Origin of the sequence: Nonomuraea sp. NPDC049486, assembly GCF_040676925.1 — a bacterium.
GTDB lineage: Bacteria > Actinomycetota > Actinomycetes > Streptosporangiales > Streptosporangiaceae > Nonomuraea > Nonomuraea ferruginea.
This window is the reverse complement of record NZ_JBFAPV010000002.1, coordinates 475,632-498,237: the sequence shown is the minus strand read 5'-3', so window position 1 is coordinate 498,237 and position 22,606 is coordinate 475,632. Positions and strand designations below refer to the sequence as shown.

General features: G+C 72.9%; 21 protein-coding genes. 10 read left to right on the top strand and 11 right to left on the bottom strand.

The annotated features are described in order from the left end of the window. Both AB0K05_RS07230 and AB0K05_RS07225 read left to right on the top strand, forming a co-directional pair. Positions 1-1,104, top strand: a complete 1,104-nt coding sequence (locus AB0K05_RS07230) for a glycosyltransferase (RefSeq protein WP_148032548.1) — start codon at positions 1-3, stop codon at positions 1,102-1,104. Positions 1,105-1,132: 28 nt separating this feature from the next. Then, positions 1,133-1,726 carry an FMN-binding negative transcriptional regulator gene (locus AB0K05_RS07225; RefSeq protein ID WP_364227385.1) on the top strand — a complete coding sequence of 198 codons (594 nt, stop codon included), beginning with the start codon at positions 1,133-1,135 and terminating at the stop codon, positions 1,724-1,726. A gap of 30 nt (positions 1,727-1,756) precedes the next feature. Here AB0K05_RS07225 and AB0K05_RS07220 read toward each other — a convergent pair whose 3' ends face one another. After that, a complete protein-coding gene (locus AB0K05_RS07220; protein ID WP_364227382.1) occupies positions 1,757-2,809 on the bottom strand; it encodes a helix-turn-helix domain-containing protein in 1,053 nt (350 codons plus the stop codon). A gap of 75 nt (positions 2,810-2,884) precedes the next feature. On the opposite strand from AB0K05_RS07220, the gene AB0K05_RS07215 reads away from it, so the two are divergent. Together AB0K05_RS07215 and pruA are read left to right on the top strand one after the other, a co-directional pair. Beyond that, complete coding sequence (locus AB0K05_RS07215) at positions 2,885-3,802, top strand: proline dehydrogenase family protein (RefSeq protein ID WP_364227379.1); 918 nt, start codon at positions 2,885-2,887, stop codon at positions 3,800-3,802. 2 nt (positions 3,803-3,804) lie between these two features. Further along, a complete protein-coding gene (gene pruA / locus AB0K05_RS07210; protein WP_364227376.1) occupies positions 3,805-5,430 on the top strand; it encodes an L-glutamate gamma-semialdehyde dehydrogenase in 1,626 nt (541 codons plus the stop codon). Positions 5,431-5,445: 15 nt separating this feature from the next. Here pruA and AB0K05_RS07205 read toward each other — a convergent pair whose 3' ends face one another. The 5 genes from AB0K05_RS07205 to AB0K05_RS07185 all read right to left on the bottom strand — a co-directional run bounded on the left by AB0K05_RS07205 (position 5,446) and on the right by AB0K05_RS07185 (position 12,522). Continuing rightward, positions 5,446-6,792 carry a mannitol dehydrogenase family protein gene (locus tag AB0K05_RS07205; RefSeq protein WP_364227373.1) on the bottom strand — a complete coding sequence of 449 codons (1,347 nt, stop codon included), beginning with the start codon at positions 6,790-6,792 and terminating at the stop codon, positions 5,446-5,448. Positions 6,793-6,830: 38 nt separating this feature from the next. Next, on the bottom strand, positions 6,831-10,046 hold the full coding sequence (locus tag AB0K05_RS07200; RefSeq protein ID WP_364227370.1) for an HAD-IA family hydrolase: 3,216 nt from the start codon (positions 10,044-10,046) through the stop codon (positions 6,831-6,833). Positions 10,047-10,148: 102 nt separating this feature from the next. Then, positions 10,149-11,039, bottom strand: a complete 891-nt coding sequence (locus tag AB0K05_RS07195) for a siderophore-interacting protein (RefSeq protein WP_364227367.1) — start codon at positions 11,037-11,039, stop codon at positions 10,149-10,151. An 84-nt stretch (positions 11,040-11,123) separates the two neighbouring features. Continuing rightward, the gene (locus tag AB0K05_RS07190; protein ID WP_364227364.1) at positions 11,124-11,849 is read right to left on the bottom strand and encodes a DUF4142 domain-containing protein; all 726 of its coding nucleotides are present in this window, start codon (positions 11,847-11,849) and stop codon (positions 11,124-11,126) included. A 67-nt stretch (positions 11,850-11,916) separates the two neighbouring features. After that, positions 11,917-12,522 (bottom strand): helix-turn-helix domain-containing protein, encoded by a 606-nt coding sequence (locus AB0K05_RS07185; RefSeq protein WP_364227361.1) that lies wholly within the window; start codon positions 12,520-12,522, stop codon positions 11,917-11,919. A 68-nt stretch (positions 12,523-12,590) separates the two neighbouring features. Between AB0K05_RS07185 and AB0K05_RS07180 the strand changes: the two genes are divergently transcribed. Beyond that, the gene (locus AB0K05_RS07180; protein ID WP_364227358.1) at positions 12,591-13,835 is read left to right on the top strand and encodes an MFS transporter; all 1,245 of its coding nucleotides are present in this window, start codon (positions 12,591-12,593) and stop codon (positions 13,833-13,835) included. Between the two features lie 56 nt (positions 13,836-13,891). Beyond that, on the top strand, positions 13,892-14,701 hold the full coding sequence (locus AB0K05_RS07175; protein ID WP_148032559.1) for a serine/threonine-protein kinase: 810 nt from the start codon (positions 13,892-13,894) through the stop codon (positions 14,699-14,701). Between the two features lie 6 nt (positions 14,702-14,707). Here the strand turns inward: AB0K05_RS07175 and AB0K05_RS07170 are convergent, their stop codons facing one another. Next, complete coding sequence (locus tag AB0K05_RS07170) at positions 14,708-15,493, bottom strand: lysophospholipid acyltransferase family protein (RefSeq protein ID WP_148032560.1); 786 nt, start codon at positions 15,491-15,493, stop codon at positions 14,708-14,710. Between the two features lie 65 nt (positions 15,494-15,558). Here AB0K05_RS07170 and dhaK point away from each other — a divergent pair, with 65 nt between their 5' ends. The 3 genes from dhaK to AB0K05_RS07155 are packed head-to-tail and all read left to right on the top strand — an operon-like array spanning position 15,559 to position 17,542. Then, positions 15,559-16,539 (top strand): dihydroxyacetone kinase subunit DhaK, encoded by a 981-nt coding sequence (dhaK, locus tag AB0K05_RS07165; protein WP_148032561.1) that lies wholly within the window; start codon positions 15,559-15,561, stop codon positions 16,537-16,539. A gap of 8 nt (positions 16,540-16,547) precedes the next feature. Beyond that, on the top strand, positions 16,548-17,168 hold the full coding sequence (dhaL, locus tag AB0K05_RS07160) for a dihydroxyacetone kinase subunit DhaL (RefSeq protein ID WP_148034715.1): 621 nt from the start codon (positions 16,548-16,550) through the stop codon (positions 17,166-17,168). Then, positions 17,168-17,542: a phosphoenolpyruvate--protein phosphotransferase gene (locus tag AB0K05_RS07155; RefSeq protein WP_148032562.1), complete on the top strand. Its 375-nt coding sequence runs from the start codon at positions 17,168-17,170 to the stop codon at positions 17,540-17,542. Before dhaL ends, AB0K05_RS07155 begins: the two co-directional genes overlap by 1 nt. Here the strand turns inward: AB0K05_RS07155 and AB0K05_RS07150 are convergent. The 4 genes from AB0K05_RS07150 to AB0K05_RS07135 form a co-directional block, all read right to left on the bottom strand. Next, positions 17,539-19,182 carry a thiamine pyrophosphate-binding protein gene (locus tag AB0K05_RS07150; protein WP_364227352.1) on the bottom strand — a complete coding sequence of 548 codons (1,644 nt, stop codon included), beginning with the start codon at positions 19,180-19,182 and terminating at the stop codon, positions 17,539-17,541. The genes AB0K05_RS07155 and AB0K05_RS07150 overlap by 4 nt on opposite strands. Continuing rightward, a complete protein-coding gene (locus AB0K05_RS07145) occupies positions 19,179-19,961 on the bottom strand; it encodes a cyclase family protein (RefSeq protein ID WP_271278150.1) in 783 nt (260 codons plus the stop codon). Before AB0K05_RS07145 ends, AB0K05_RS07150 begins: the two co-directional genes overlap by 4 nt. Before the next feature lie 80 nt (positions 19,962-20,041). Further along, the gene (locus AB0K05_RS07140) at positions 20,042-20,632 is read right to left on the bottom strand and encodes a hypothetical protein (protein ID WP_271278149.1); all 591 of its coding nucleotides are present in this window, start codon (positions 20,630-20,632) and stop codon (positions 20,042-20,044) included. Positions 20,633-20,653: 21 nt separating this feature from the next. Next, entirely contained in the window at positions 20,654-21,082 is a 429-nt protein-coding gene (locus AB0K05_RS07135) for a CBS domain-containing protein (RefSeq protein ID WP_148032566.1), read from the bottom strand. Between the two features lie 123 nt (positions 21,083-21,205). Between AB0K05_RS07135 and AB0K05_RS07130 the strand changes: the two genes are divergently transcribed. Further along, entirely contained in the window at positions 21,206-22,600 is a 1,395-nt protein-coding gene (locus AB0K05_RS07130; RefSeq protein WP_148032567.1) for an aminopeptidase P family protein, read from the top strand. The last annotated feature ends 6 nt before the right edge of the window (positions 22,601-22,606 follow it).

Here is a 22,606-nt window from a genome sequence, read left to right as displayed (position 1 = left end):
ATGAATATCGCGATCGTCGCTTCTGGTTCCGGCAACAAGCGCCACCACATTCTCTCCGTAGCCCGCGAGCTCGGGCGCGATCACCACGTCACCATCTATTCCCGCCGTAACAGTGATGAGGGCAAGCCCAAGACGCGGGTGGCCCCGGGTGTCACGGTGGAACACATCGACGTGGGCCCGGCTCGTGACCTCAGCCCGGCCGATGTGGTGCCCTATCTGAACGACGTCGGCGAGTATCTGAGCAAGCGGTGGCGGCAGGACCGCCCCGACGTGATCCACGCGCACTCCTGGACCAGCGGCCTGGCCGCCGTCACAGGCTCCAAGGACCTGGACGTTCCGGTGACGCACACCTTCCACACCGTGGATCCCGCGCGTCTGCCCCTGGAACGGGCACTCGGCCGCCGCGCCAGGGCCGTCATCGCCGGCTCGGGGGACGAGGAGTCGGCGTTGATCCGCATCGGCGTGCCGCGCAACCACATCGCCGTGGTGCCGTACGGCGTCGACACCGAGCGCTTCCACCGCCGGGGCGTCACCGCCTCGCGCGGCACCAGCAAGCGGCTCCTGCACGTGGGCCCGCTCACCAGCGACCGCGGCGCGCAGACCATCGTGCGGGCCCTGCAGGGCCTTCCCGACGTCGAGCTCGTGCTGGCCGGCGGGCCCGCGCCCGAACTGCTCGACGAGGACGCGGACGTGCGCCGGCTGCGCGCGCTGGCCGAGCAGCTCGGCGTGGCGTCCCAGGTGACCCTGCTCGGCCAGGTCAAGCGGGCGGCGGTGCCCAAGCTCATGCGCAGCGCCGACGCGGTCGTGACGGTGCCGCGCGAGGCGCCGACCGGCATCGTGGCGCTGGAGGCGATGGCCTGCGGCGTGCCGGTGATCGCCTCGTCCGTCGGCGCCCACCTCGACTCCGTCATCGACGGCGTCACCGGGCTGCTGGTGCCGCCGGACCGCCCGTCGCGCACCGCCAGGCTGGCCCGCGAGCTGCTCACCGACCCCACGCTGCGCACCGCGCTCGGCTACGCCGGCGCCGACCGCGCCCGCTCCCGCTACTCGTGGGAGCGCGTCAGCCAGGAGCTGGTCCGGGTGTACGAGGCCGCCTGCGCCTGACCCGTCACCCGTCGCCTATCGTCGTGCCATGCTGATCCACCCCTGGGACGCGGGCGACGACGAGCGGTCCATCGCTTACCTGAAGGACAACCAGTTCGGGCACCTGATCGCCGCCGGCAGGGGCAGGGACCTGCCGGTGGTGGTGCCCACCCAGTTCCTGCTGCGGGACGAGCGGACGATCTGGCTGCATCTCGCGCGGCCCAACCCCATCTGGCCCGCCATCGAGGAGAACCCCAAGGTCCTCCTGTCGGTGGCGGGCCCTTGGACGTACGTCCCCGGCAAGTGGCGTGCCGAGAGCGGCATCGACCCGTCGCTCGGCGTGCCCACCACGTACTACTCCTCGGTCCAGCTCGTCTGCCACGCCGAGATCGTCACCGACCCCGAGGGCAAGCTGGAGATCCTGCGCGCCCAGCTCGCCGACCAGGAGCCGGGGCACGGCGACCCCGCGCGGATGCCGCGGCTGCTCGCGGGGCTGCTGGGGCTGCGGCTGGCGGTGGAGGAGATCCGCGGCAAGTTCAAGTACGACGGGCACAAGGACGCCGGACTGCGCGAGCGGGTGGCCGCCGAACTGGCCGCCCGCGGCGGCCCCGGCGACGAGGCCGCACTGCGCCACCTGACCTGACCCCCTGCCACAGCCGCCTGAGCAGGGCGGTCAGCGCAGGTGGGACGCTTTGAGTCCCAGGTGGACGGTGAGCCGGTCGTCGCCGTCGGACAGGTCGCGGCCGGTGAGCCGTTCGGCCTTGCCCAGCCGGTAGTAGAGCGTCTGCCGGTGGATGCCGAGCTCGGCGGCGGCCTTCTGGGCGTGGCCGCCGAGGTCGAGGTAGACCTCGACGGTGCGGGCCAGCTCCGGGTCGAACGGCGCCACCGCCTCGGCCAGCTCGCGCAGGTCGCCCACGCCGAGCCGGGCCAGCAGCCGGTACGCGCCCAGCTCCTCCCAGCGGGCGACCGGCGCGTGCCGGGGGAAGTTCTCCGCCACGCGCAGCGCCTGCCGCGCCTCCCGCCAGCTCAGCCAGGCGTCCGCCGGGTCGGCCCGGGCCGCGCCGATGCCCGCGGCCGTCCCGTACGCGCCCTGGACCGTCCGCGCGACCTCGGCGGCGAGGTGCGCGGGGGCGAGCAGCGCGACCGGGGAGCCGGCGCGGGCGAGCACCCCGCGCGGGAGCGTCCACAGCGCGGCGGCGCGCTCCTCGGACTCGCGCACCGCGACGGCGGCCACCGGGCCGGACATCTCCGGGAAGGCGGCGGCCCGTTCCTGGGGGTCGGGCGACAGCAGCGCGTCGAGCCGGCGGCCCAGGTCCTGGCGGCTCCTGGCCTCGTGGGCGAGCGCGGCGGCGGCCCTGGTCACCAGCGGGGCGACGCGGTGCAGCCGGGCGTCGGCGAGGCTGCCGGAGTCGAGCAGCCACAGGTAGCCGTAGGTGACGTCGCCGTGGCGCAACGGCCAGCAGATCCTGGCCAGCACCTTGAGCCGGTCGTCGGCCGGGATCCGGACGGGGCCGTCGGCCCGGGCGATGCCGTAGCGTTCGAAGTAGTCGCGCACCTCCTGCGAGGCGCGCCGGCGCAGGATCGACTCCTGGCGGACGGTGTCGATGTCGCCGTGCTGCGCCCCGTACGCGAGCAGGCGGAACGAGCGGTCCTCCAGCGTCGCGGAAGCGCCGAGCAGGCCCGCGATCTCGTCGACGATCTCCTGCAGATCAGCGGTGTTGTGCATGTGTATGACAGCCTGCCACACCTGGCGTTACTCGCGTCCATAGACCTCTCTGACCTGCGGTTTTAGCCTGGACGCATGTTGGGACAAGTGCTGCTCGCCGCTTCGGGGAGCCGGTTGGTGCGCCGGTCCGTGTCGGGCTTCCCGCTCACGCGCAGGGTCGTCGACCGCTTCGTCGCCGGTGAGAGCGTGCCGGAGGCCCGTGAGGCGATCCTCCGGCTGCTCGGGACCGGCCTGTCCGTGACCGTCGACCATCTCGGCGAGGAGACCCGCGACGCGGGTGACGCCGCCGCCATCGCCAAGGCGTACCTCACGCTGCTGGAGGAGCTGCGCCCGCTGGAGCTGGGCCGCGCCGCCGAGGTGTCGGTGAAGCTGTCGGCCGTCGGGCAGGCGCTCGACGAGGACCTGGCGCTGGAGCACGCGCGGGCCGTCTGCGCCGCCGCCGCGGCGGGCGGCTCCACCGTCACGCTCGACATGGAGGACCACACCACGGTCGACTCCACGCTGCGGATCCTGCGCGAGCTGCGCCGCGAGCACCCCTCGACGGGCGTGGCCGTCCAGGCCTACCTGCACCGCAGCGAGGACGACTGCCACGCCCTCGCCCACGAGGGGTCGCGCGTGCGGCTGGTCAAGGGCGCCTACCGGGAGCCCGCCACGGTCGCCTACCAGAGCAAGGCGGACGTGGACAAGGCGTACGTGCGATGCCTGCGGATCCTCATGGCGGGGAAGGGGTATCCCATGGTGGCGACGCACGACGACCGGCTGATCTCCATCACCGAACTGCTCGCCGACCGCCACGGCCGCTCCCGTGGCGACTACGAGTATCAGATGCTGTACGGGATCCGCACGGACCGGCAGGAGGCCCTGGCCGGAGCCGGTCACACGGTCCGCGTCTACGTGCCCTACGGCGCCGACTGGTACGGCTACTTCATGCGCCGGCTGGCCGAGCGCCCCGCGAACGTCGCCTTCTTCCTTCGTGCCCTTGGAGGCAAGTGATTATGGATGCCATCAGCAACGTGCCGGCCCCGGCCAACGAGCGGGTTCTCGGGTACGCGCCCGGCAGCGCGGAGCGCGCGGCCCTGGAGTCCCGGATCAAGGAGCTGTCCGGCGCCTCGCTCGACCTGACCATGACCATCGGCGGTGAGCAGCGGCTCGGCGGCGGCACGCCCATCGACGTGGTGCAGCCGCACAACAAGGCCGCGGTGCTCGGCCGCACCCGCGAGGCGGGCGCGCAGGACGTGCGGGCCGCGATCGACTCGGCGCTGGCCGCCGCCCCGGCCTGGCGCGCGCTGCCGTTCGACGAGCGGGCGGCGATCTTCCTGAAGGCCGCCGACCTGCTGTCCGGGCCGTGGCGGGCCACGCTCAACGCGGCCACGGTGCTCGGCCAGTCGAAGTCCGTCCAGCAGGCGGAGATCGACGCGGCCTGCGAGCTGATCGACTTCCTGCGCTTCAACGTGGCCTACGCCCGGCAGATCTACGCCGACCAGCCGATCTCCTCGCCCGGCGTGTGGAACCGGATGGAGTACCGCCCGCTCGAAGGCTTCGTGCTGGCGATCACGCCGTTCAACTTCACCGCCATCGCCGGCAACCTGCCGACCTCGGCCGCGCTGATGGGCAACGTGGTGGTGTGGAAGCCGTCGCCGACGCAGCAATTCGCCGCGCACTTCACGATGCGGCTGCTGGAGGAGGCCGGGCTGCCGCCGGGCGTCATCAACCTGGTGACCGGCTACGGCGAGGCGGTCTCCGAGGTGGCGCTCACCCACCCCGACCTGGCCGGCATCCACTTCACCGGCTCGACCGCCACCTTCCAGCACCTGTGGCGCACGGTGGGCGAGAACATCGCCTCCTACCGCGGCTACCCGCGCCTGGTCGGCGAGACGGGCGGCAAGGACTTCGTGCTGGCCCACCCGTCGGCCGACCCGGCGGTGCTGTCGACGGCGCTGATCAGGGGCGCCTTCGAGTACCAGGGCCAGAAGTGCTCGGCGGCCTCGCGGGCGTACGTGCCGCGCTCGGTGTGGGACCGGATGCGCGACGACTTCGTGGCCGTGGCCGAGTCGCTGACCGTGGGCGACGTGGCGTCGGACCTGTCGGCGTTCATGGGCGCGGTGATCGACGAGCGGGCCTTCGCCAAGCACAAGGCCGCCATCGACCGGGCGCGTTCGGCCTCGCACATCGACGTGCTGACGGGCTCGTACGACGACTCGACCGGCTATTTCGTGAAGCCGACCATCCTGGAGTCGGCGGACCCGACCGACGAGATCTTCGTCAAGGAGTACTTCGGGCCGATCCTGGGCGTGCACGTCTACGACGACGCCGACTTCGACGCGGTGCTCACCCAGATGGAGAGCGTCTCGCCGTACGCGCTGACCGGCGCGTTCATCGCCCAGGACCGCTACGCCATCGCGGCGGCGTCGGAGAAGCTCCGCTTCGCGGCGGGCAACTTCTACGTCAACGACAAGCCGACCGGGGCGGTCGTGGGCCAGCAGCCGTTCGGCGGCGCCCGCGCGTCGGGCACCAACGACAAGGCGGGCTCGATGTACAACCTGGTCAGGTGGGTCAGCGCCCGCGCGGTCAAGGAGCTGTTCACCCCGCCGACCGACCACCGCTACCCGCACATGGGCTGAGAGCGGTGATCCCGGTCAGGACACTCTGACGCGGTCGAAGCGGGTGGCGGCGTCGCGGACCGCCGCCACCAGCGTGTCGTCGGCGCCGAGCTCCGGGTCGAGCGCGTCCAGGACGCGGTGGGCGCCCTCGGCCAGCGGGCCGGCGGCGAGCACGGTCAGCTCGGCCGCGCGCGGGTCGCTGACCGGGGCGCCGTGGCCGCGCAGATGGCTGATCCAGGCGGCCAGGATGAGGGCCGCCCCTTCCGGCACGCGACCGGCGGCGCGTTCGGCGCGCAGCACGGGCAGGACGCGTTCCGGCAGCTTGCGGGAGCCGTCCGCGGCGATCCTGGCGAGGCTGTGGCGGATGCGCGGGTTGGCGATCCGTTCCAGCAGCGCCTGGCGGTACGCGTCCAGGCCGGCGGCGGCCCGGCCGAGATGCCGGCCGGCCTCCGACCACCACCGTTCCAGCCAGCCGCGGCAGGCGTCGTCGCCGATCGCCTCCGCCAGCGTGGCGTGCTCGCGGATCGAGCCGGCGTAGGCGAGCAGCGAGCAGGAGCCGTTGACCAGCCACTGCTTGCGATGCTCGTACGGGGTGACGTCGGTGGTCAGCAGGGCGCCGGCGTCCTCCCAGCGCGGGCGGCCGGCCGGGAACCGGCCTGCCAGCACCCACTCGGCGTACGGCTCGGCGGTGACCGGGACGCGGTCGTCGCGGCCGGTGGCCTCGGCGACGGCGCGCAGCCCGGACGGGCCGGTGTGCGGGGTGACCCGGTCGGCGACGGTGGCGACGACGGACACGTTCTCGTCCAGCCAGCCGGTCAGCTCCTGGTTGACCTCGTCGGCCATCTCGTACAGCAGGCGGGACAGGATGGCGCCGTTGCCGGCCGTGTGGTCGCACGCCACCAGCGTGACCGGGCCCGCGTCGGCGCGTCGGCGGGCGGCGAGGCCGGCGAGCAGCCGGCCGCGGGTCGTGCGCACCGGCGCGGCCGGGTCGGCGCGCAGGGCGGCCACGTCCTCCCGGACGTCCGGGTGGTCGCGGGCGCCGAGCTCGGTGACGGTGACGGCGGCCACCTCGGGCGCGCGGAACAGGCGCAGCAGGGCGTCGTGGTCGGTCGCGGGCCACGCCTCGGACACGGTCGCGATCACCTCGAACCGGTCGCCGTGGGCGCTCCTGGTGATGAGCGTGTAGAGGCCCTGCTGGGCGGCGAGCAGGTCCGACGCCTCGTGCCCGCCGAAGGCGGCGAAACCCCACTCCTCGCCGTCGGGCGCGTGCTCGGTGTACCAGGCCTGATGGGCGCGGAAGAAGTCACCGAGCCCGAGGTGGATCAGCCGGACGGGCGCCGCGGGGCGGGCCGCGCCGGCGCGGCGGGACAGTTCGCTGCTCATGATCAGACCTTTCTCGGCCGGTGGTACGTGGTGATGTGTCAGGCGGGCCTCCGGTCGAGCCGGTGCGCGGCCAGGGCGCCCAGGTCCACCTCGTCGAGGCTGGTGACGACGAGGTCGGCGTGCGCGCCGGCGAGTATCCGCGCGTCGTCCGCGCGGGCCACCCCGAGCCCCGCCATGCCGCCGGCCTTGGCGGCCTGGACGCCGCTGACGGCGTCCTCGACCACGAAGCAGTCCTCCGGAGGCACGTGCAGCTCGGCGGCCGCGGTGACGAAGATCTCCGGGTCGGGCTTGCCGTGCTCGAAGTCACGGCCCGACAGGTCGGCGTCGAAGAAGTCGGCGAGGGTCTGGCCCCGCCGGATGAAGTCGTAGGACAGTCCCTGCTCGGCCGCGAACGTGTCGAGCCGGATCCTCCGCAGGAACAGGTCGGCGTTCTTGGACGAGGACGCCACCGCCGACGGGATGCCGGCCGCGCGGACGGCCAGCGCGAAGCGGAGGGCGTCCGGATAGGCGGTGAACTCCCCCGCGTCGATGAGCCGCACCACGATCCGCTGCTTGTGCGCGGCGTACTGCTCGACCCGCCGCTCGGCGTCCGGGACCTCGAAGTACTGCAGGGCGGCCAGCGCGCCGCTCATCCGCGGCTTGCCGGAGATGACCCGCTGGTAGACCTCCGGCGTGAACCGGTCGTCCGACCAGGTGGTCCGGTCGCGGACGTCCGCCCACTCCCCCTCCATCAGCTCGCGCAGCGCGTCCTTCCACGCGCGCTGGTGCGGCGAGTCGACGAGCACGCCGTCGACGTCGAAGATCGCGCCCTGGAATCCGGCGGCGGGCATGGTGCGGCCCCTCTCTCGGGCGGGTGCCCCTCCCGGGATGGTGAAGACGCAGGTCCCTCCGGGGACGAGCTCGCGGACGTCGTCGCCCACGCCCGCGTGCAGCGGGCCCCGGAACCCCTCCGCCTGGGTGAACAGGATGAGCTGGTCGCCCTCGATGCTCAGCCTGAGCGTGGTGCCGCGGAAACGCATGGAGAACGAGACGCCGTCGAGCCGGTCGACCAGGCGGGGCGACAGCCTGAGCACGTCACCGGTGATGCTGGTGCCGACGTAGCAGCGCTGGAGCAGGTCGAGGGTCCCGGACATGACGCCCATGTGGATGCCCTCCTGGGTGGTGCCGCCCTGCACGTCGTTGACGTCGCTCTCCAGAGCCGCCAGGTAGCGTTCCCACGAGCTCTCCGGGTCGATGGCGGCCAGCACCCCCGCGTAGGTGACGAAGCTGAGCGTCGAGCCGTGCGTGGTGCGCGCGTCGTAGTACTCGATCGTGCGCTTGACCAGGTCGGCGTCGTAGTCGTAGCCGAGCCGCCCGAACAGCTCGCGCTGTTCCTGCTCGTCGAAGAGGAAGAACAGCATGACCGTGTCGGCCTGCTTGGACAGCTTGTAGCGGTTGGGGTCCTTGCCCTCGGCCCTGAGGATCCGGTCCATGCGCTGGACGTTGTGGTAGCGGGCGCGGTAGTGGTCCCAGTCGAGCTCCTCCAGGTCGCCGTAGCCCTCGAACTGGCTGATGACGCCGTCGTGGAACGGGATGTACATGCGCCGGCTCATGTCCTCCCAGGTCGCCAGCTCCTCGTCGGTGACCTGGAGGCTGCGCCGGATGCTCGCCGAGCGGCTGCTGGGCAGCAGGTCGAGCACCTTGGGGGCGGTGGCGGCGATCCAGGCCGCCATGGCGTTGGTGTAGGCGTTGTCGCGCAGCCCCGGCTCCTCGGTGTCGGGGTAGCGTTCGTGGAACTCGTCGGGCCCCATCACGCCGTGGATCTCGTACCGCTGCCTGGCGGGGTCGAAGTGCGCGATCGACGCCCAGAAGCGGGCGATCTCCAGCATCAGCTCGGCCCCGTAGTCGCGCAGGAACTCCAGGTCGTCGGTGGCCTGGAAGTAGCGCCACACGTTGTAGAAGATCGCCGCGTTGACGTGCCGCTGGTGGTGGCTGAGGTCCGGGTCCCACTCGCCGGACATCGGGTTGAGGTGCAGCTGCTGGGTCTCCTCGGTGCCGTCGCTGCCGCTCTGCCAGGGGAACATGGCACCCCGGTAACCGGCCTCGGCCGCGGCGGCGCGCGCCTCGGTCAGCCGCCGGTGCCGGTACAGCAGCAGGGCCCGGGTGATCTCGGGCAGGCGCAGGTTGAGGTACGGGTAGACGTACATCTCGTCCCAGAAGACGTGTCCCCGGTACGCCTCGCCGTTGAGGCCGCGGGCGGGCACGCCGGCGTCGTGCCGGGCGGTGTGCCGGGAGCAGACCTGCAGGACGTGCGCGATGTGCAGGCGCAGCAGCAGCTGGGCGCGCGGCTCGGCGGGCAGGCGCACGTCGCAGCTCTCCCACAGCTCGGTCCAGGCCGACTCGTGCTTGTCCAGCGCCCCGGCGAAGTCGGGGTAGCGCAGCACGTGCCGGCCGGCGGCGGCCAGCGGCTCGGTGATGGCGTTGTCGTGCGAGGTGAACATGGAGACGAGCTTCTCCACCCGGCTGGGCCGGCCCTCCTCGACGTCGAAGCTGAGCACCTCCTGGATGTAGTCGGCCATCTGGTGCAGCCGCCGCTCGGTCGCGGCGGGCCGGTCGCCGTGGAAGGCACGGGTGCGGGCGGCCTGGGCGATGTAGAGGTTGGACTGGCGGGTCTTCACCTCCAGCGCGATCACGTCGGGGCCGAACGTGCGCGGCGACACCGGATCCAGGTGGCGGCCCTCCAGGTCGCGGTAGCGGACCACGATGTGGTTGCTCATGCGGCCGTCCAGCGCGGAGACCACCTCGACCCGGCCCGACCAGTTCTCCGGCGTCAGCGTCCACTCGATCGCGGCCTGGTGGCTGTGCGCCATGCTGACGAACCGGCGGCTGCGCAGGCTCGTCACGCGGCCGGCGGCGTCGCGGAAGCGCAGGTCCCGCTGGACCAGGGCGAGCCTGATGTCGTAGGTGTGCCGGTAGCCGAGCACCTCCACGTCGCCGAACCGGACCGCCCCCTCGCCTTCGACGCGCAGCTTCAGCGGCAGCCAGTTCGGCAGGTTGACCAGGTCCTCGTTGAGCACCGGGTGACCGTCGAAGATCGAGGTCTCCCGGTTGTAACCGCCGTGGGTGTAGGTGCCCGGGTAGTGGAACTCGCCGATGTCCTCCCACTCGGCCGTGCCCCTGGTGCAGAAGTAGCCGTTCCCGGTCGAGGTGATCGCCTCGCGCAGCTTCTCCGCCTCGGGATCGTAGTGGTCGTACGTGAGTACGAAGCCGTCCATGGTGCCCCCCGCGACAGCCTGTCCCGGTCCGGCTACCCTGCCACCGGGCAGGAAACCCTCACGGCGGCGGCATGACCAGGGGAGATCCGGCGCGGGCGGCGGTCAGGCCGCCCAGTCCTCCGAGCGGCCCAGCCGCCAGTAGCCCATGAAGGCCACCGCGCGGCGGTCCATGCCGCGTTCGGCGACCAGGTGCCGCCGCAGGGTCCTGATCATCGCGGCCTCGCCGGCCAGCCACGCGTACAGCGGGCCGGAAGGCGCCTCGGGCACCTCCCAGAGCTCGCCCGCGTCGACGTCCACGTCCTGGAAGTCCTCGGACGCCGGCAGCGCGGGCAGCAGCCGGTGGGCCGCCTCGCGCACCGCCGGGACGAGGTGGGCGCCGTGCGGCGCGCCGTCCCTGGCCAGCCAGGTGACCTTGACCGCGCTGCCGGTCTCCACGGGCAGGAAGTCTCCCCGGGTGGCGACCTCCAGGAGCGCCTCGCCCTCGACGCCGGCGGGCAGGCGTTCCAGGATGGAGCAGATGGCGGGCGCGGCTGTCTCGTCACCGGCGATCAGCACCGCGCCGGTGCCCTCCGGGGGGCGGAACTCCAGGCCGGAGGGCGGCCCCTGGTAGCGGCCGTCGGGCCCGAGCACGACGAGCTCGTCCCCCACCTCGGCCGCCGTCGCCCAGCGGGACATCGGGCCGGTGTCGCCGTGCAGCACGATGTCCACGTCCAGCTCACAGGCCTCGGGGCGGGCCCGGCGGACGGTGTAGGTGCGCATCGGGTTGCGGTCCTCGTCGGACATGGCGCGCCACTGCCCGTACCAGTCGGAGCCCTCGGGCAACCGGCTCAGTCCGTGGGAGGGCACCGGCAGGATGAGCTTGATCCGCTGGTCATAGCCGTTGTCGGCGAAATGCCGCAGGTCGTCGCCGGTGAACGTGACGCGCAGGAACGTCGGGCTCAGGCGGTCCAGCCTGCCGACGCGGACGCCGAACATGCGGAAGGGCTCGGTCATGGCGGGTCTCTCTCCTCAAAATATGTCAGGTTAGGCAAACCTAACCTGACATATCCCGATTCGGAAACCCCGACCCTCGTCGGATCACACCTCCGGCGGATCCGGGAACGCCTCCGGCCCGGCCAGGCCGGTGCTCTCCAGCAGCCGCTGGTGGTTCAGCACGGCCTTGTTGCAGGACTCCGCGAACGTGCGCACCAGCGTGTTCTGGGTGCTGCCGCGCACCTGCCCGATGAAGGCGAAGATCTGCCCGTGCGCCAGCCGCAGCCACTTCACGTAGGTGACGTCGTAGTCGCGGCCCGACCTGCCGGAGATGTCGGCCATCCACTTCTGCTGGTCCTCGGTCGGCCGCACGGGCAACCGCACGTCCAGCTTCTGCGCCAGGTCGCGGGCCTCGTTGTCGAGGGCGTGGTGCTGTTCGGAGATCTCCCGGCTGATCTCCCGTACGCGTGAGCTGTTTCCCCGCTGTATCGCCTCCTGAGCGATCGTCATCTCCCACAGCGTGGCGAGACGAACCTTCTTGATCAGATCCCGGTCGGCCGCGGACAACGGCCCCCACTTCGTCGGCCGGGTCTCGCTGTCGTCGCCGCTCTCCGCAGCCTGCGCGGTGGGCTCGGCTTCCCCTTCCTGGGTCAGGCTCGTCGCGGGCGGCGCCATCAGCTCTTCCGGAATCTCCGTCGGCACCGCGTCGGCCACCTGCGCCGTGTCGGGCGCCTGCGGCACGGCCGGGGCGGTGCAGGCCGTGCCGGCGGCGACGGTGACGAGGCAGGCCGCGGCGAGAGCGAGACGGCGGTGTCCCTGTCGAGATCGCACGTGCCGTCATCCCCTTCCGGATCCTCGGACTGGTCACCTTGAGGTACGCGGCGGACCCCGCAGGTGTTCACTCCGTCTCGGGATCCCGGCGCGCGCCCACCGGGAAGACGTCGAAGTGGACGACGACGCGGCCGAGCGCCGGGTCCGCCGCCGGCTCCTCGATGCGCGCGTCCGACAGGGCCCGGTAGCGCTCCAGCACCGCGAAGATCGCGTCCCGCATCGCGGCCGTCTCGGCGGGCGTCAGGCGCAGCGCGCGGCGGCCGAAGCCGCTGGCCTGGACCCACTCCTCCGGCGCGTCCCGCTCCTCCTCGCGCCAGCGGGCCAGCTCCGCGCCGCGCTGCCGGATCAGGTCGTCCATGAGGAACTCCAGCGCCTCGGCCGCCTCCGGCTCCGGCGGGGTCTCCCCGTAGGAGTAGCCGCCCGGCGTCACCCGCCAGTACTTCTCCTTGCCGCGCCCCATCCCCGGCACGATCTCGATCATCTCGTGCCTGGCCAGCTCGCGCAGGTGGTAGCTGGTGGCGCCGGTGTTCTCCCCAACCTGGCCGGCGAGCTGGGTGGCGGTGGCGGGGCCGCGCTCCTCCAGCAGCTCGTACAGGCGCAGGCGCAGGGGGTGGGCGAACGACTTGAGCGCGCCCGTGTCGAGGGTCCTGGCGGAATAGCTCTTGCGCTCCACAGTGTGCAAACCTATCTTTGCAAAGAAATCCATGCACAGTTCTCCTTACACACTAACGGAGCCCCGTCTTGACACGCCTCGGCCGATCCTTCGGCTTCCTGCTGTCGTCCACCGCGCTGTCCAACCTGGCCGACGGCGTGCTGAAGGTCGGCGCGCCACTGATGGCGGTCTCGTTCACCCGCTCCCCCGCCCTGGTGGCGCTGGCGGGGGCGGCGGCGACGCTGCCGTGGCTGCTGCTCGCGCTGCCCGCGGGCGCGCTCGTCGACCGGCTGGACCGCCGGCGGATCATGGTGGCGGCGAACGCCGCGCGCGCCGCGGTGCTGGCCGTGGCGACGGCGCTGGCCGCGCTCGGGCTGATGAACCTGTGGGTGCTGCTGGCCGCCGTGTTCCTCGCGTGCGTGTCGGAGGTGTTCGCCGACACCTCCGCCCAGGCGGCGCTGCCCATGGCCGTGCCGGAGACCGAGCTGACCCGGGCCAACGGGCGCGTCGTCGGCGTCCAGATCCTGGGCAACGACTTCGCCGGGGCGCCGCTGGCGGGCCTGCTCGTCACGGTCCTGCCCGCCGCCGTGCTGGGCGCGCCGGGACTCCTGTACGGGGTCGCGGGGCTGCTCCTGCTGGGCATGCGCGGCCGGTTCCTGGCCCCGCGCGCGGCGCCGCGGCCGGTCGCCGGGGAGATCACCGAGTCGCTCCGCTACCTGTGGTCGCACCGGTTCCTGCGCACGCTGGCCCTGTCGGCCGGGCTGATCAACACGGCCGGCGCCGCGTACTTCGGGGTGCTCGTGCTCTGGGTGGTGGGCGACGGCTCGCCGATGGGCCTGGCGCCGAGCGGCTACGGCCTCATGCTCACCGTGTTCGCCGTCGGGGCCCTGGCCGGATCGCTGGTGGCCGGCCGGGCCGGTCGCCTGGCCGGGGACGCGCCCGCCTTCGTCATGCTCTGGGCGGTCTGCGCCCTGGCGCACCTGGTGCCGGTCCTGCTGCCGGTCCCCTGGCTGCTGTACGCGACGGCGGTCGTGTGGGGGGTGTCCGGGGCCGCGGCGAACGTGCTCGTGATCAGCACCCGGCAGCGGATCATCCCCGGCGAGCTGCTCGGCCGGGTGAACGCCGCCTACCGGCTGCTCGGGATGGGCGGCATGCCCCTCGGCGCGGCGCTGGGCGGGCTCGCGGGAGAGATGGCCGGGCTGCCGGCGGTCTTCGCCGGGGCGACGGTGGTCCAGTTGCTCGCGGTCTGCTGGATCGGACGGGTGGTATTCTTTCCGACTTCCAAGCGGGTGACCAGCGGCGTTACCATTCCCGACATAACCGGATCACGTTAGGCACCCACAACAGTGCGCTGAGATGACATGATTACCCCTGTCAATGAGGGGATGGTATGCGGGAGATCGGCGGACGGTACCTCCTTAACGAGGAGGCCGGTCGTGGGGGCATGGGCGTCGTATGGCGCGCGTTCGATCGGCTTCTCCACCGGGAGGTGGCGCTCAAGGAGCTGACGCTCACCGGCGAGGCCGAGATGGTGCGTCGGCGCGTGCTGCGCGAGGCCCGGATGGCGGCCAGGCTGTCGCACCCGAACATCGTCACGGTCCACGACCTCATCGAAGAAGGCGGCAAGCTCTGGATCGTGATGGAGTATCTCGACGGGCTCTCCATGCACCAGTTGCTCTCCCAGGTGGGCACGCTGCCCGCCCAGTCGGTGGCGGCGATCGGCCGTCATCTGCTGGCCGCGCTGCGCACCGCCCACCAGGCAGGGGTGCTCCACCGTGACGTGAAGCCGGCCAACGTGATGCTGACCGGCGACCGGGTGGTGCTGACCGACTTCGGCATCGCCACCGCGGAGGGCGACATCCGCAAGACCACGACCTCCAGGCGGCTGCGCGGCACGCCCGCGTTCATGGCCCCCGAGCGGCTCTACGGCGGCCCGGCCAGCAAGGAGGCCGACATGTGGTCGTTCGGCGCCACGCTCTACAGCGCCATCGAGGGCCAGCCGCCCTACCCGGGCCAGGACGCCGCGACCGTGCTCGGCATGGCGCGCAGCGGGCCGTTCCCGCCGCCGCGCCGGGCCGGGGTGATGCGCCCGCTCATCGAGGGGCTGCTCCACCACGACCCGCGCCACCGCTACTCGCTGTCGCAGACGGAGACCCTGCTGGCGGGCATGCGGGCGAGCGCCTACCAGACGGCCATCTAAGGCCGTCTAGGTTCCGGCCGGCTCCTCGTGGGCGCCGCCGCCCGCCGCCTTCTTCGCGGCGCGGGCCTCGGCCTCCGCGGCGTCCAGCGCCGCCGCCTCCTCGGGGGTGGGCGCGGTGCCGCCCAGGTGGGCCGGCTGCCACCACACGCCCTGCGGGATCTCCGGGTAGGTGCGCTGCGCCCGGTCGACCAGCTCCGAGAGCCGCGCGTGGAGGGCCGTGGTGTGCTCGGCGACGTCCTCGCCGCGCTTGGGGTGGATGGGCTCGCCCACCAGGATCGTGATCGGCACGTGGCGCTGGAAGATGCGCCGCTCCCTGCCCTTGGTCCACAGCCGCTGCGTGCCCCAGAGCGCCACCGGGATGACCGGCACCTTGGTGGCCTGCGCCATCCGGATCGCGCCGTTCTTGATCTCCTTGACGGTGAACGAACGGCTGATGGTGGCCTCGGCGAACACCCCGACCATCTCGCCCGCCTTCAGCATGCGCAGCGCGGTCGCGTACGAGCCGGCGCCCGCGCCGCGGTCGACCGGGATGTGCTTCATGCCGCGCATGAGCGGGCCGGAGATCTTGTGGTCGAACACGTCCTGCTTGGCCATGAACCGCACCAGCCGCCTGGCCGGCAGCGCGGCGTAGCCGGCGAAGATGAAGTCGAGGTAGCTGATGTGGTTGCTCACCAGGACGGCGCCGCCCGTCGACGGCACGTGCTCGGTGCCCTCCAGGTGGAAGCGGTAGTCAAGCACGCGAAACAAGGTCCGCGCGGCTGCGATCACCGGCGGGTACACGATCTCGGCCATGTGCAGACGGTAGCCTACTCCGCCCGGTGCTTGCCTCCAGCGGAAAACGGGCAGATGTTCAGACCATGAAGAAGCTCATCAACACGGCCGAATCCGTGGTCGAGGACGCCCTCAACGGCCTCGCCGCGGCGCACCCCTCGCTGCGGGTACGCGACCGGGTGGTCTACCGGGCGGAGGGTCCGCGCCCCGGCAAGGTGGGCCTGGTCTCCGGCGGCGGGTCGGGGCACGAGCCGCTGCACGCCGCCTTCGTGGGCCACGGCATGCTCGACGCCGCCTGCCCTGGTGAGATCTTCACCTCCCCGGTGCCCGACCAGATCATCGACGCCACCAGGGCGGCCGACGGCGGCGCGGGCGTGCTCCACATCGTCAAGAACTACACGGGCGACGTGCTGAACTTCGAGATGGCCGCCGAGCTGTGCGACGACGTCCCGGTGGCGAGCGTGCTGGTCGACGACGACGTGGCCGTGCAGGACTCCCTCTACACGGCGGGCCGGCGCGGCACCGGCGCGACGCTGTTCGTGGAGAAGATCGCCGGGGCCCTGGCCGAGGAGGGCGCGCCGCTGGAGGAGGTGGCGCGGGTGGCCCGCGAGGTGGACGACCACAGCCGCTCGTTCGGCGTGGCGCTCACCTCGTGCGTGACGCCCGCGGCCGGCAAGCCCACCTTCGACCTGCCCGAGGACCAGGTGGAGCTGGGCATCGGCATCCACGGCGAGCCTGGCAGGTCGCGCGCGCCGATGGCCCCCGCCCGCGAGCTGGCCGCGCTCGCCATGGAGGCGATCCACGGCGACCTCCCGCTCCGCGACGACCTGCTCGTCATGGTCAACGGCATGGGCGGCACCCCCTTGATCGAGCTGTACGTGGTGTTCGCCGAGGTGGAGGCGTTCGTCCGGGGCAAGGGCGCGCGGGTGGTGCGCTCGCTGGTCGGCAACTACGTGACGAGCCTCGACATGCAGGGCTTCTCGATCACGGTCTGCCGCCTCAACGGCGAGCTGACCCGGCTGTGGGACGCCCCGGTGGAGACGCCCGGCCTGCGGTGGGGGCGATGATGGCCGGGATGCTCGACACCGATCTCTTCCTCGCCTGGACCGAGGGCGCGGCCAGGGCGGTCAGGCTGCACCGCGACCGGCTCACCGGCCTGGACGCCGCGATCGGCGACGCCGACCACGGCACCAACCTCGACCGCGGCTTCACCGAGGTGGGCAAGGCGCTGACCGAGTGGCCGCCGACCTCCCCCGCGCAGGTGCTGGTGTCCGCGGGCACGACACTGATCCGCCGGGTGGGCGGCGCCTCGGGCCCGCTGTACGGGTCGCTGTTCCGGCAGCTCGGCAAGTCGCTGGACACGCCGGTGACGCTCGCCGGGTTCGCGGCGGCGTTCGAGTCCGGTGTCCAGGCGGTGGAGCGCCTGGGCAAGGCCGCCCAGGGTGACAAGACCATGATCGACGCGCTCGCTCCGGCCGCCCGTGCCCTGACGCAGGCCGTACAGGAGGGCGCCGACGAGCACAAGGCGTTCGAGCGGGCGGCGCGCGCGGCCGAGGAGGGGGCGAAGGCGACGATCCCGCTGCGCGCCCGCAAGGGCCGCGCCAGCTACCTGGGTGAGCGCAGCATCGGCCACGAGGATCCGGGCGCGGCGTCGGCTGCGCTGATCATGGCGGCGCTGGCCGAGGCGGCGGCCTGATGGTGGGCGTGGTCCTCGTCGCCCACAGCGCCGGGCTGGCCGCGGAGACGGCGGAGCTGGCGCGCGGCATCGCGGGCCGGGAGGCGCCCGTGGCGGCGGCCGGCGGCACCGGCGACGGCGGGCTCGGGGTCAGCATCGACCGCATCGAGGCGGCGGTGCGCGAGGTCGACCGGGGCGACGGCGTGCTGCTCATCCCCGACCTGGGCAGCTCGGTGCTCACCGCCCGCCTGCTGGAGGAGCCCGGCCGGGTGGTGCTAGCGGACGTGCCGTTCGTGGAGGGCGCGATCGCCGCGGCGGTCGCGGCCGGCGGCGGGGCGGCGCTGGCGGTGGTGCTGGCCGCCGCCGAGGAGGCCCGCACCCACCGCAAGCTCTAGTGGCCCTTGAACGCCTCCTCCAGCCACCAGGAGGGGCGGTCGCCGGTGACCTTGGCGTGCACCAGCAGGGGCCGCTCGCGCGGGCCCTTGAGCCACTCGGCCACGCCCGCCAGGTCGGCCGGCCCGGTGACGGTCACGGCCGCGAACCCGTACCCGCGCGCGATCGCGGCCAGGTCGGCGGGCGGGAACCGGACGGTGCCGAGCGGGTGGCCGTGCGGGCCGAAGTGGTGCACCTCGGCGCCGTAGGCCTCGTCGTCGTAGACCACGACCACCATGGGCAGCCCGAGCCGGACGACGGTCTCCAGCTCGGCGATGCCCATGAACGCGCCGCCGTCGCCGAGCGCCGCCACCGGCAGCCGGTCGGGGCGGGCCACGGCGGCGCCGATGGCGGTGGCGAGCCCGAGCCCGACCGCCTGGAACGCCTGCGTGAAGCAGAACCCTCGCTCGTCGGGCACGTCCAGGAACATCGCCGGGTAGCCCATGAAGTTGCCCGAGTCGGTCGCCACGATCCGCTCGGCGGGCAGCAGGTCGTCCAGGCCGATGGTGAGAGTCCTCGGGTCGACGCGGCCGCCGCCGCTCTCGTCGTGGTACGGGACCGCGCGCCAGCGGCCCTCCTCGCGGATGCGCCGGGCCAGCTCGGGCGAGCGGTAGCCGGCCCGCTCGCCGCCGGCCGTGAGGGCGCGGGCGACCTCGGCCACGTCGCCCACCACGCCGTGGTCGGCGGGCACGTGCAGGCCGACGGCGGCCAGGTCGAGATCGACCTGCGCGACCTTGGCGCCGGGGCCGATCAGCGAGCCGTGGCGGGTGGTCCACATGTTGAGCGCGCACCCCCAGCCGACCACCAGGTCCGCGCCCCGGACCAGCTCGGCCGTGAGCGGCGTGGCGAAACCGCCGCTCACGTCGAGGTCCCACGGGCTGCCGCGGAACAGGCCCTTGGCCACGGCCGAGGTGGCCAGCAGGGCGCCGGTCCGCTCGGCCAGCTCCACCAGCTCGGCCCGCGCGTGCCGTGCTCCGCGCCCGGCGACGAACACCGGCCGTTCCGCCCCGTCGAGCAACCGGCGCAACCCGTCGAGCTGCTCGGCGGAGGCGGCGGGCGCGCCGGGACGGCTCTCACGAACAGCCGCCGCGGCCCGGTCCGGTCGCTCCCCGCCGAGTTCCGTCTCGGCGGCCTGCACGTCGAGGGGCAGGTTGAGTACGACCGTGCGGCGTTCGTCGCGGGCGACGCGGAACGCCTCCAGGGTGTGCCGGGCCGCCTCGGCGGGGTCGCTGACCCGCATCGGGACGGCGCCCACCGCGCGCACGGCGGCGTCCTGGTCGATGTGGAAGTTGGAGCGGGCGTCGGTGGCCTCGCCCGCCAGCACGACGAGCGGGGTGCGGCTCTTCGCGGCCTCGGCGAGGCCGGTGATCGCGTTGGTGAGGCCGGGCCCCTGGTGCACGGAGACGACCGCCACCTCGCCCGTCATCCGGGCGTAGGCGTCGGCCATGGTGGCCGCACCGCCCTCGTGACGGGCCGCGACGAAGCGCACGCCGTGGCTCACGAGGGCGTTGGTGAGGTGGAAGTTGCCGCTGCCGACGACCCCGAACGCGGCTCGTACGCCCGCCGCGGCGAGCAGCCCGCCGACGGCCTCGGCGACGATCACCCTTCGCCCCGCTCCACCAGCGCGAGCACCCGCACCGGGCTGCCCGAGCCGCCGAGGATGGGCAGCGGCGGCGCCACCACGACCGCGCCGGTGACCGGGAGCCGGTCGAGGTTGCGCAGCTGGGTGAGGCCGTACTTGCCGGCGCCGAGGAAGAAGGCGTGGCAGGGGAAGGCGGGGTCGAAGGAGTGGGCGGCGCCCGCGTCGGTGCCGACGGTCTCGACGCCCAGCCCGATGATCGGCGTCTGCTCGGCGAGCCACCTGGCGCATTCGGCGGAGACGCCGGGGGTGTGCGAGCCGGTCTCGTCGGCGTTGAGGAACGTGTCCTGGTCACCGGAGCGGGAGTCCCAGCCGGTGCGGTAGAGCAGCCAGCCGCCTTCGGGCAGCGGGCCGTTGGCGCGCTCCCACTCCTTGACGTGGTCGATCTGGAGGAGGAAGTCGGGGTCCTTGCCCGCCTCGGCGGTGAAGTCGAGCACCACGGCCGGCGCGATCAGGCTGGCCACCGGCACCTGGGAGACGTCCTGGCCGTCACGGCCGGTCGCCCAGTGGATGGGCGCGTCGAAGTGCGTGCCGGTGTGCTCGCCGGTGTGGATGTCGTTCCAGTACCACCCCGGGCCGCGGTCGTCGTAGCGGCTGATCTCCTCCAGCCGGAACCGGATGGTGTTGCCGAACGGCTCGGGCAACTGGAGGATCGGCGTCTCCTCCGACAGGGGCGCGGTGAGGTCGATGACCTCGATCGCGCCGTTGCGCACACTGTCTACGAAGCTCCGCAACACCGACATGGCTTCCTCCTCGCGTGGGGCTGAGCGCATCCTCCTACGCGGGTGTCACCTCCGCAAACAGGCACCGCTGCGGCGGTCCGTCAGGCCCTGGTCCATTCGGCGCAGCCGGCCGTCTGGAAGCTCTTGTCGGTGGCGGCGATGGTGACGGTGGCCGGGCCTGAGGGCATGCCGGCGTCGATGACGTCCCCGATGTCGCCGGTGGTGCTGTTCATGCGGGCCCAGTAGCACGGGCCCGTGCCGCCCGCGGGGCCGGTGGTGCGGTAGGTGCCGGGCTGGATGTCGACGCCGACGACGAGGGTGCGCATCGACGCGAGCGGATCGCCGGGGTTCGACGCGACGGGGTCGTCCGGGGCGCCGGCGGACGGGTCCGGGGTGACGGGTGCCGACGCGGACGGGTCGGCGGCCGGAGGCGACGCGGCAGGATCGGACGCGGCAGGATCGGACGGGGCGGCGTCGGACGGGACTGGGTCGGTGGGCTGCGTGTCGGGGTCGAGCTCTCCCTCGACCGTCACGGTGACCCGGGGAGCGGGGGCTGCCGCCAGCTCTCCTGACCCGAGCCCGGTGAGGAAGCCGATCAGGAAGCCCAGCACCCCGGTCAGCCCGGCGACGAGCAGGATGATCGTCGGGCTGCTCGACGCGCGCGGGTAGTCAGGCGGGGGGCGGTACATCACCTGGACAGCGTCCCACCCGCGTCAGCGGTGGAGGTAGTCCACCAGTGAGGCCTTCTCCGTCTCCAGCTCCTCGATGGTGTTCTTGACCACGTCGCCGATGCTGACGATGCCGGCCAGGCGGCCGTCCTCGACCACCGGCATGTGCCGCACCCGGTGGGTGGTCATGGTCTTGCGCAGCTCGTCGACCCGGTCGCCCGGGGCGACGGTGCGCACCTCGGCGGTCATGATCGACGAGACCGGCTCGCCGAGGATGCCCGCGCCGCGATCGTGCAGCCGGCGCACCACGTCGCGCTCGGAGACGATCCCGTCGATGGTGACGCCGTCGGCGGACACGACGACGGCGCCGATGTTGTGCTCGGCCAGCCGGGCCAGCAACTCACGGACGGTCGCGTCGGGCGCCACCGTCGTCACGTCGCTTCCCTTGCCGTGCAAGATCGTGCTGATCAGCATCCGTACCACCTCGGCTAGGAGTTACCCCGTCGTGGTTACAGGCAAGCAAGGGGGTGGGAGGCCGTCAAGGACTCCCGTAAGCTGACCGTACTTGCCATATGAAATACCACTGTTGGAGCCGCTGTGACCGAGCCTCTCAACACCGGGAGCCACGACCTGCCGATCTCCGAGGAGCTGGCCGCGTTCATGCGGACGGGCTGGGCGGACACGCGGCGGACCGGCGTGCGCGCGCTGCCCGTCGCCCCGTGGGCGGCCAAGCGGCGGGCGGCCCTGGCGAGCCGGTTCCCCGGGGAACGGCTGGTCGTGCCGTCGGGCACGCTCAAGGTGCGCAGCAACGACAGCGACTACCGGTTCCGCCCGCACAGCGCCTTCTCGTACCTGACGGGCGCGGGCGAGCCCGGTGACGTGCTCGTGATCGAGCCGTCCGGTGAGGCGACCCTCTACACCCGGCCGCGCTCCCCTCGCGAGGAGGGCCAGGAGTTCTACCGGGACCGCCGTTACGGCGAGTTCTGGGTGGGCCGCAGGCCCGACCTGGCGGAGGCGGCGGAGCTCTATCAGATCGACTGCGCGCACCCTCGCGAGCTGGATCTGAAGGGACCCGCGCGGGTGCTGCGCGGCGTGGACCCGGCGGTGGACGAGGCGGTGGAGCCCGGCGGCGGCGACGCCGAGCTGGAGAGCTTCCTGGCGGAGGCGCGGCTGGTCAAGGACGAGTGGGAGATCGGCGAGCTGCAGGCCGCGGTGGACGCGACCGTGCGCGGCTTCGAGGACGTGGTGCGGGCACTCCCGCAGGCGCTCGGCCACCCGCGCGGCGAACGCTACCTGGAGGGCGTGTTCGGGCTGCGCTCGCGGCTGGAGGGCAACGCGGTCGGCTACGAGAGCATCGTGGCCTCCGGCGCGCACGCGTGCGTGCTCCACTGGATCCGCAACGACGGCCGTCTCGACCCGGGCGACATGCTGCTGCTGGACGCCGGCGTGGAGACCGACACCCTCTACACCGCCGACGTCACCCGCACGCTGCCGCTCTCGGGCCGGTTCGGGCCGGTGCAGCGGCAGGTGTACGAGCTGGTCTACGAGGCGCAGTCGGCCGCGATCGCGGCGCTGCGGCCGGGCGTCCGGTTCCGCGAGTTCCACCTGACGGCCATGCGCGTCATCTGCGAGGGCCTGCACGAGTGGGGCCTGCTGAAGGACTCCCCCGACGCGCTCATGGAGACCGGGCTCTACCGCCGTTACACGCTCTGCAGCAGCGGCCACATGCTGGGCCTGGACGTGCACGACTGCGCCAGGGCGCGGGCGGAGACGTATCTGGACGGCGTGCTGGAGGAGGGCCAGGTGCTGACCGTGGAGCCCGGCCTCTACCTCCAGCCGGACGACCTCACCCTGCCGGAGGAGTTCCGCGGGCTGGGCGTCCGCATCGAGGACGACCTGGTCATCACGGCCGACGGGGCGCGGCTGATGTCGGCGGCGCTCCCCCGCCACCCTGACGAGGTGGAGAGCTGGATGTCGGTCCTGCTCGGCTGATACCTG

Coding starts and splice junctions, on each gene's coding strand:
- AB0K05_RS07170 (WP_148032560.1), bottom strand. CDS start 15,493: ATGGCCGAGATCGTGTACCCGCCGGTGATCGCAGCCGCGCGGACCTTG.
- AB0K05_RS07230 (WP_148032548.1), top strand. CDS start 1: ATGAATATCGCGATCGTCGCTTCTGGTTCCGGCAACAAGCGCCACCAC.
- AB0K05_RS07175 (WP_148032559.1), top strand. CDS start 13,892: ATGCGGGAGATCGGCGGACGGTACCTCCTTAACGAGGAGGCCGGTCGT.
- pruA (WP_364227376.1), top strand. CDS start 3,805: ATGGATGCCATCAGCAACGTGCCGGCCCCGGCCAACGAGCGGGTTCTC.
- dhaL (WP_148034715.1), top strand. CDS start 16,548: ATGCTCGACACCGATCTCTTCCTCGCCTGGACCGAGGGCGCGGCCAGG.
- AB0K05_RS07135 (WP_148032566.1), bottom strand. CDS start 21,082: ATGCTGATCAGCACGATCTTGCACGGCAAGGGAAGCGACGTGACGACG.
- AB0K05_RS07200 (WP_364227370.1), bottom strand. CDS start 10,046: ATGGACGGCTTCGTACTCACGTACGACCACTACGATCCCGAGGCGGAG.
- AB0K05_RS07155 (WP_148032562.1), top strand. CDS start 17,168: ATGGTGGGCGTGGTCCTCGTCGCCCACAGCGCCGGGCTGGCCGCGGAG.
- AB0K05_RS07195 (WP_364227367.1), bottom strand. CDS start 11,039: ATGACCGAGCCCTTCCGCATGTTCGGCGTCCGCGTCGGCAGGCTGGAC.
- AB0K05_RS07225 (WP_364227385.1), top strand. CDS start 1,133: ATGCTGATCCACCCCTGGGACGCGGGCGACGACGAGCGGTCCATCGCT.
- AB0K05_RS07145 (WP_271278150.1), bottom strand. CDS start 19,961: ATGTCGGTGTTGCGGAGCTTCGTAGACAGTGTGCGCAACGGCGCGATC.
- dhaK (WP_148032561.1), top strand. CDS start 15,559: ATGAAGAAGCTCATCAACACGGCCGAATCCGTGGTCGAGGACGCCCTC.
- AB0K05_RS07220 (WP_364227382.1), bottom strand. CDS start 2,809: ATGCACAACACCGCTGATCTGCAGGAGATCGTCGACGAGATCGCGGGC.
- AB0K05_RS07215 (WP_364227379.1), top strand. CDS start 2,885: ATGTTGGGACAAGTGCTGCTCGCCGCTTCGGGGAGCCGGTTGGTGCGC.
- AB0K05_RS07205 (WP_364227373.1), bottom strand. CDS start 6,792: ATGAGCAGCGAACTGTCCCGCCGCGCCGGCGCGGCCCGCCCCGCGGCG.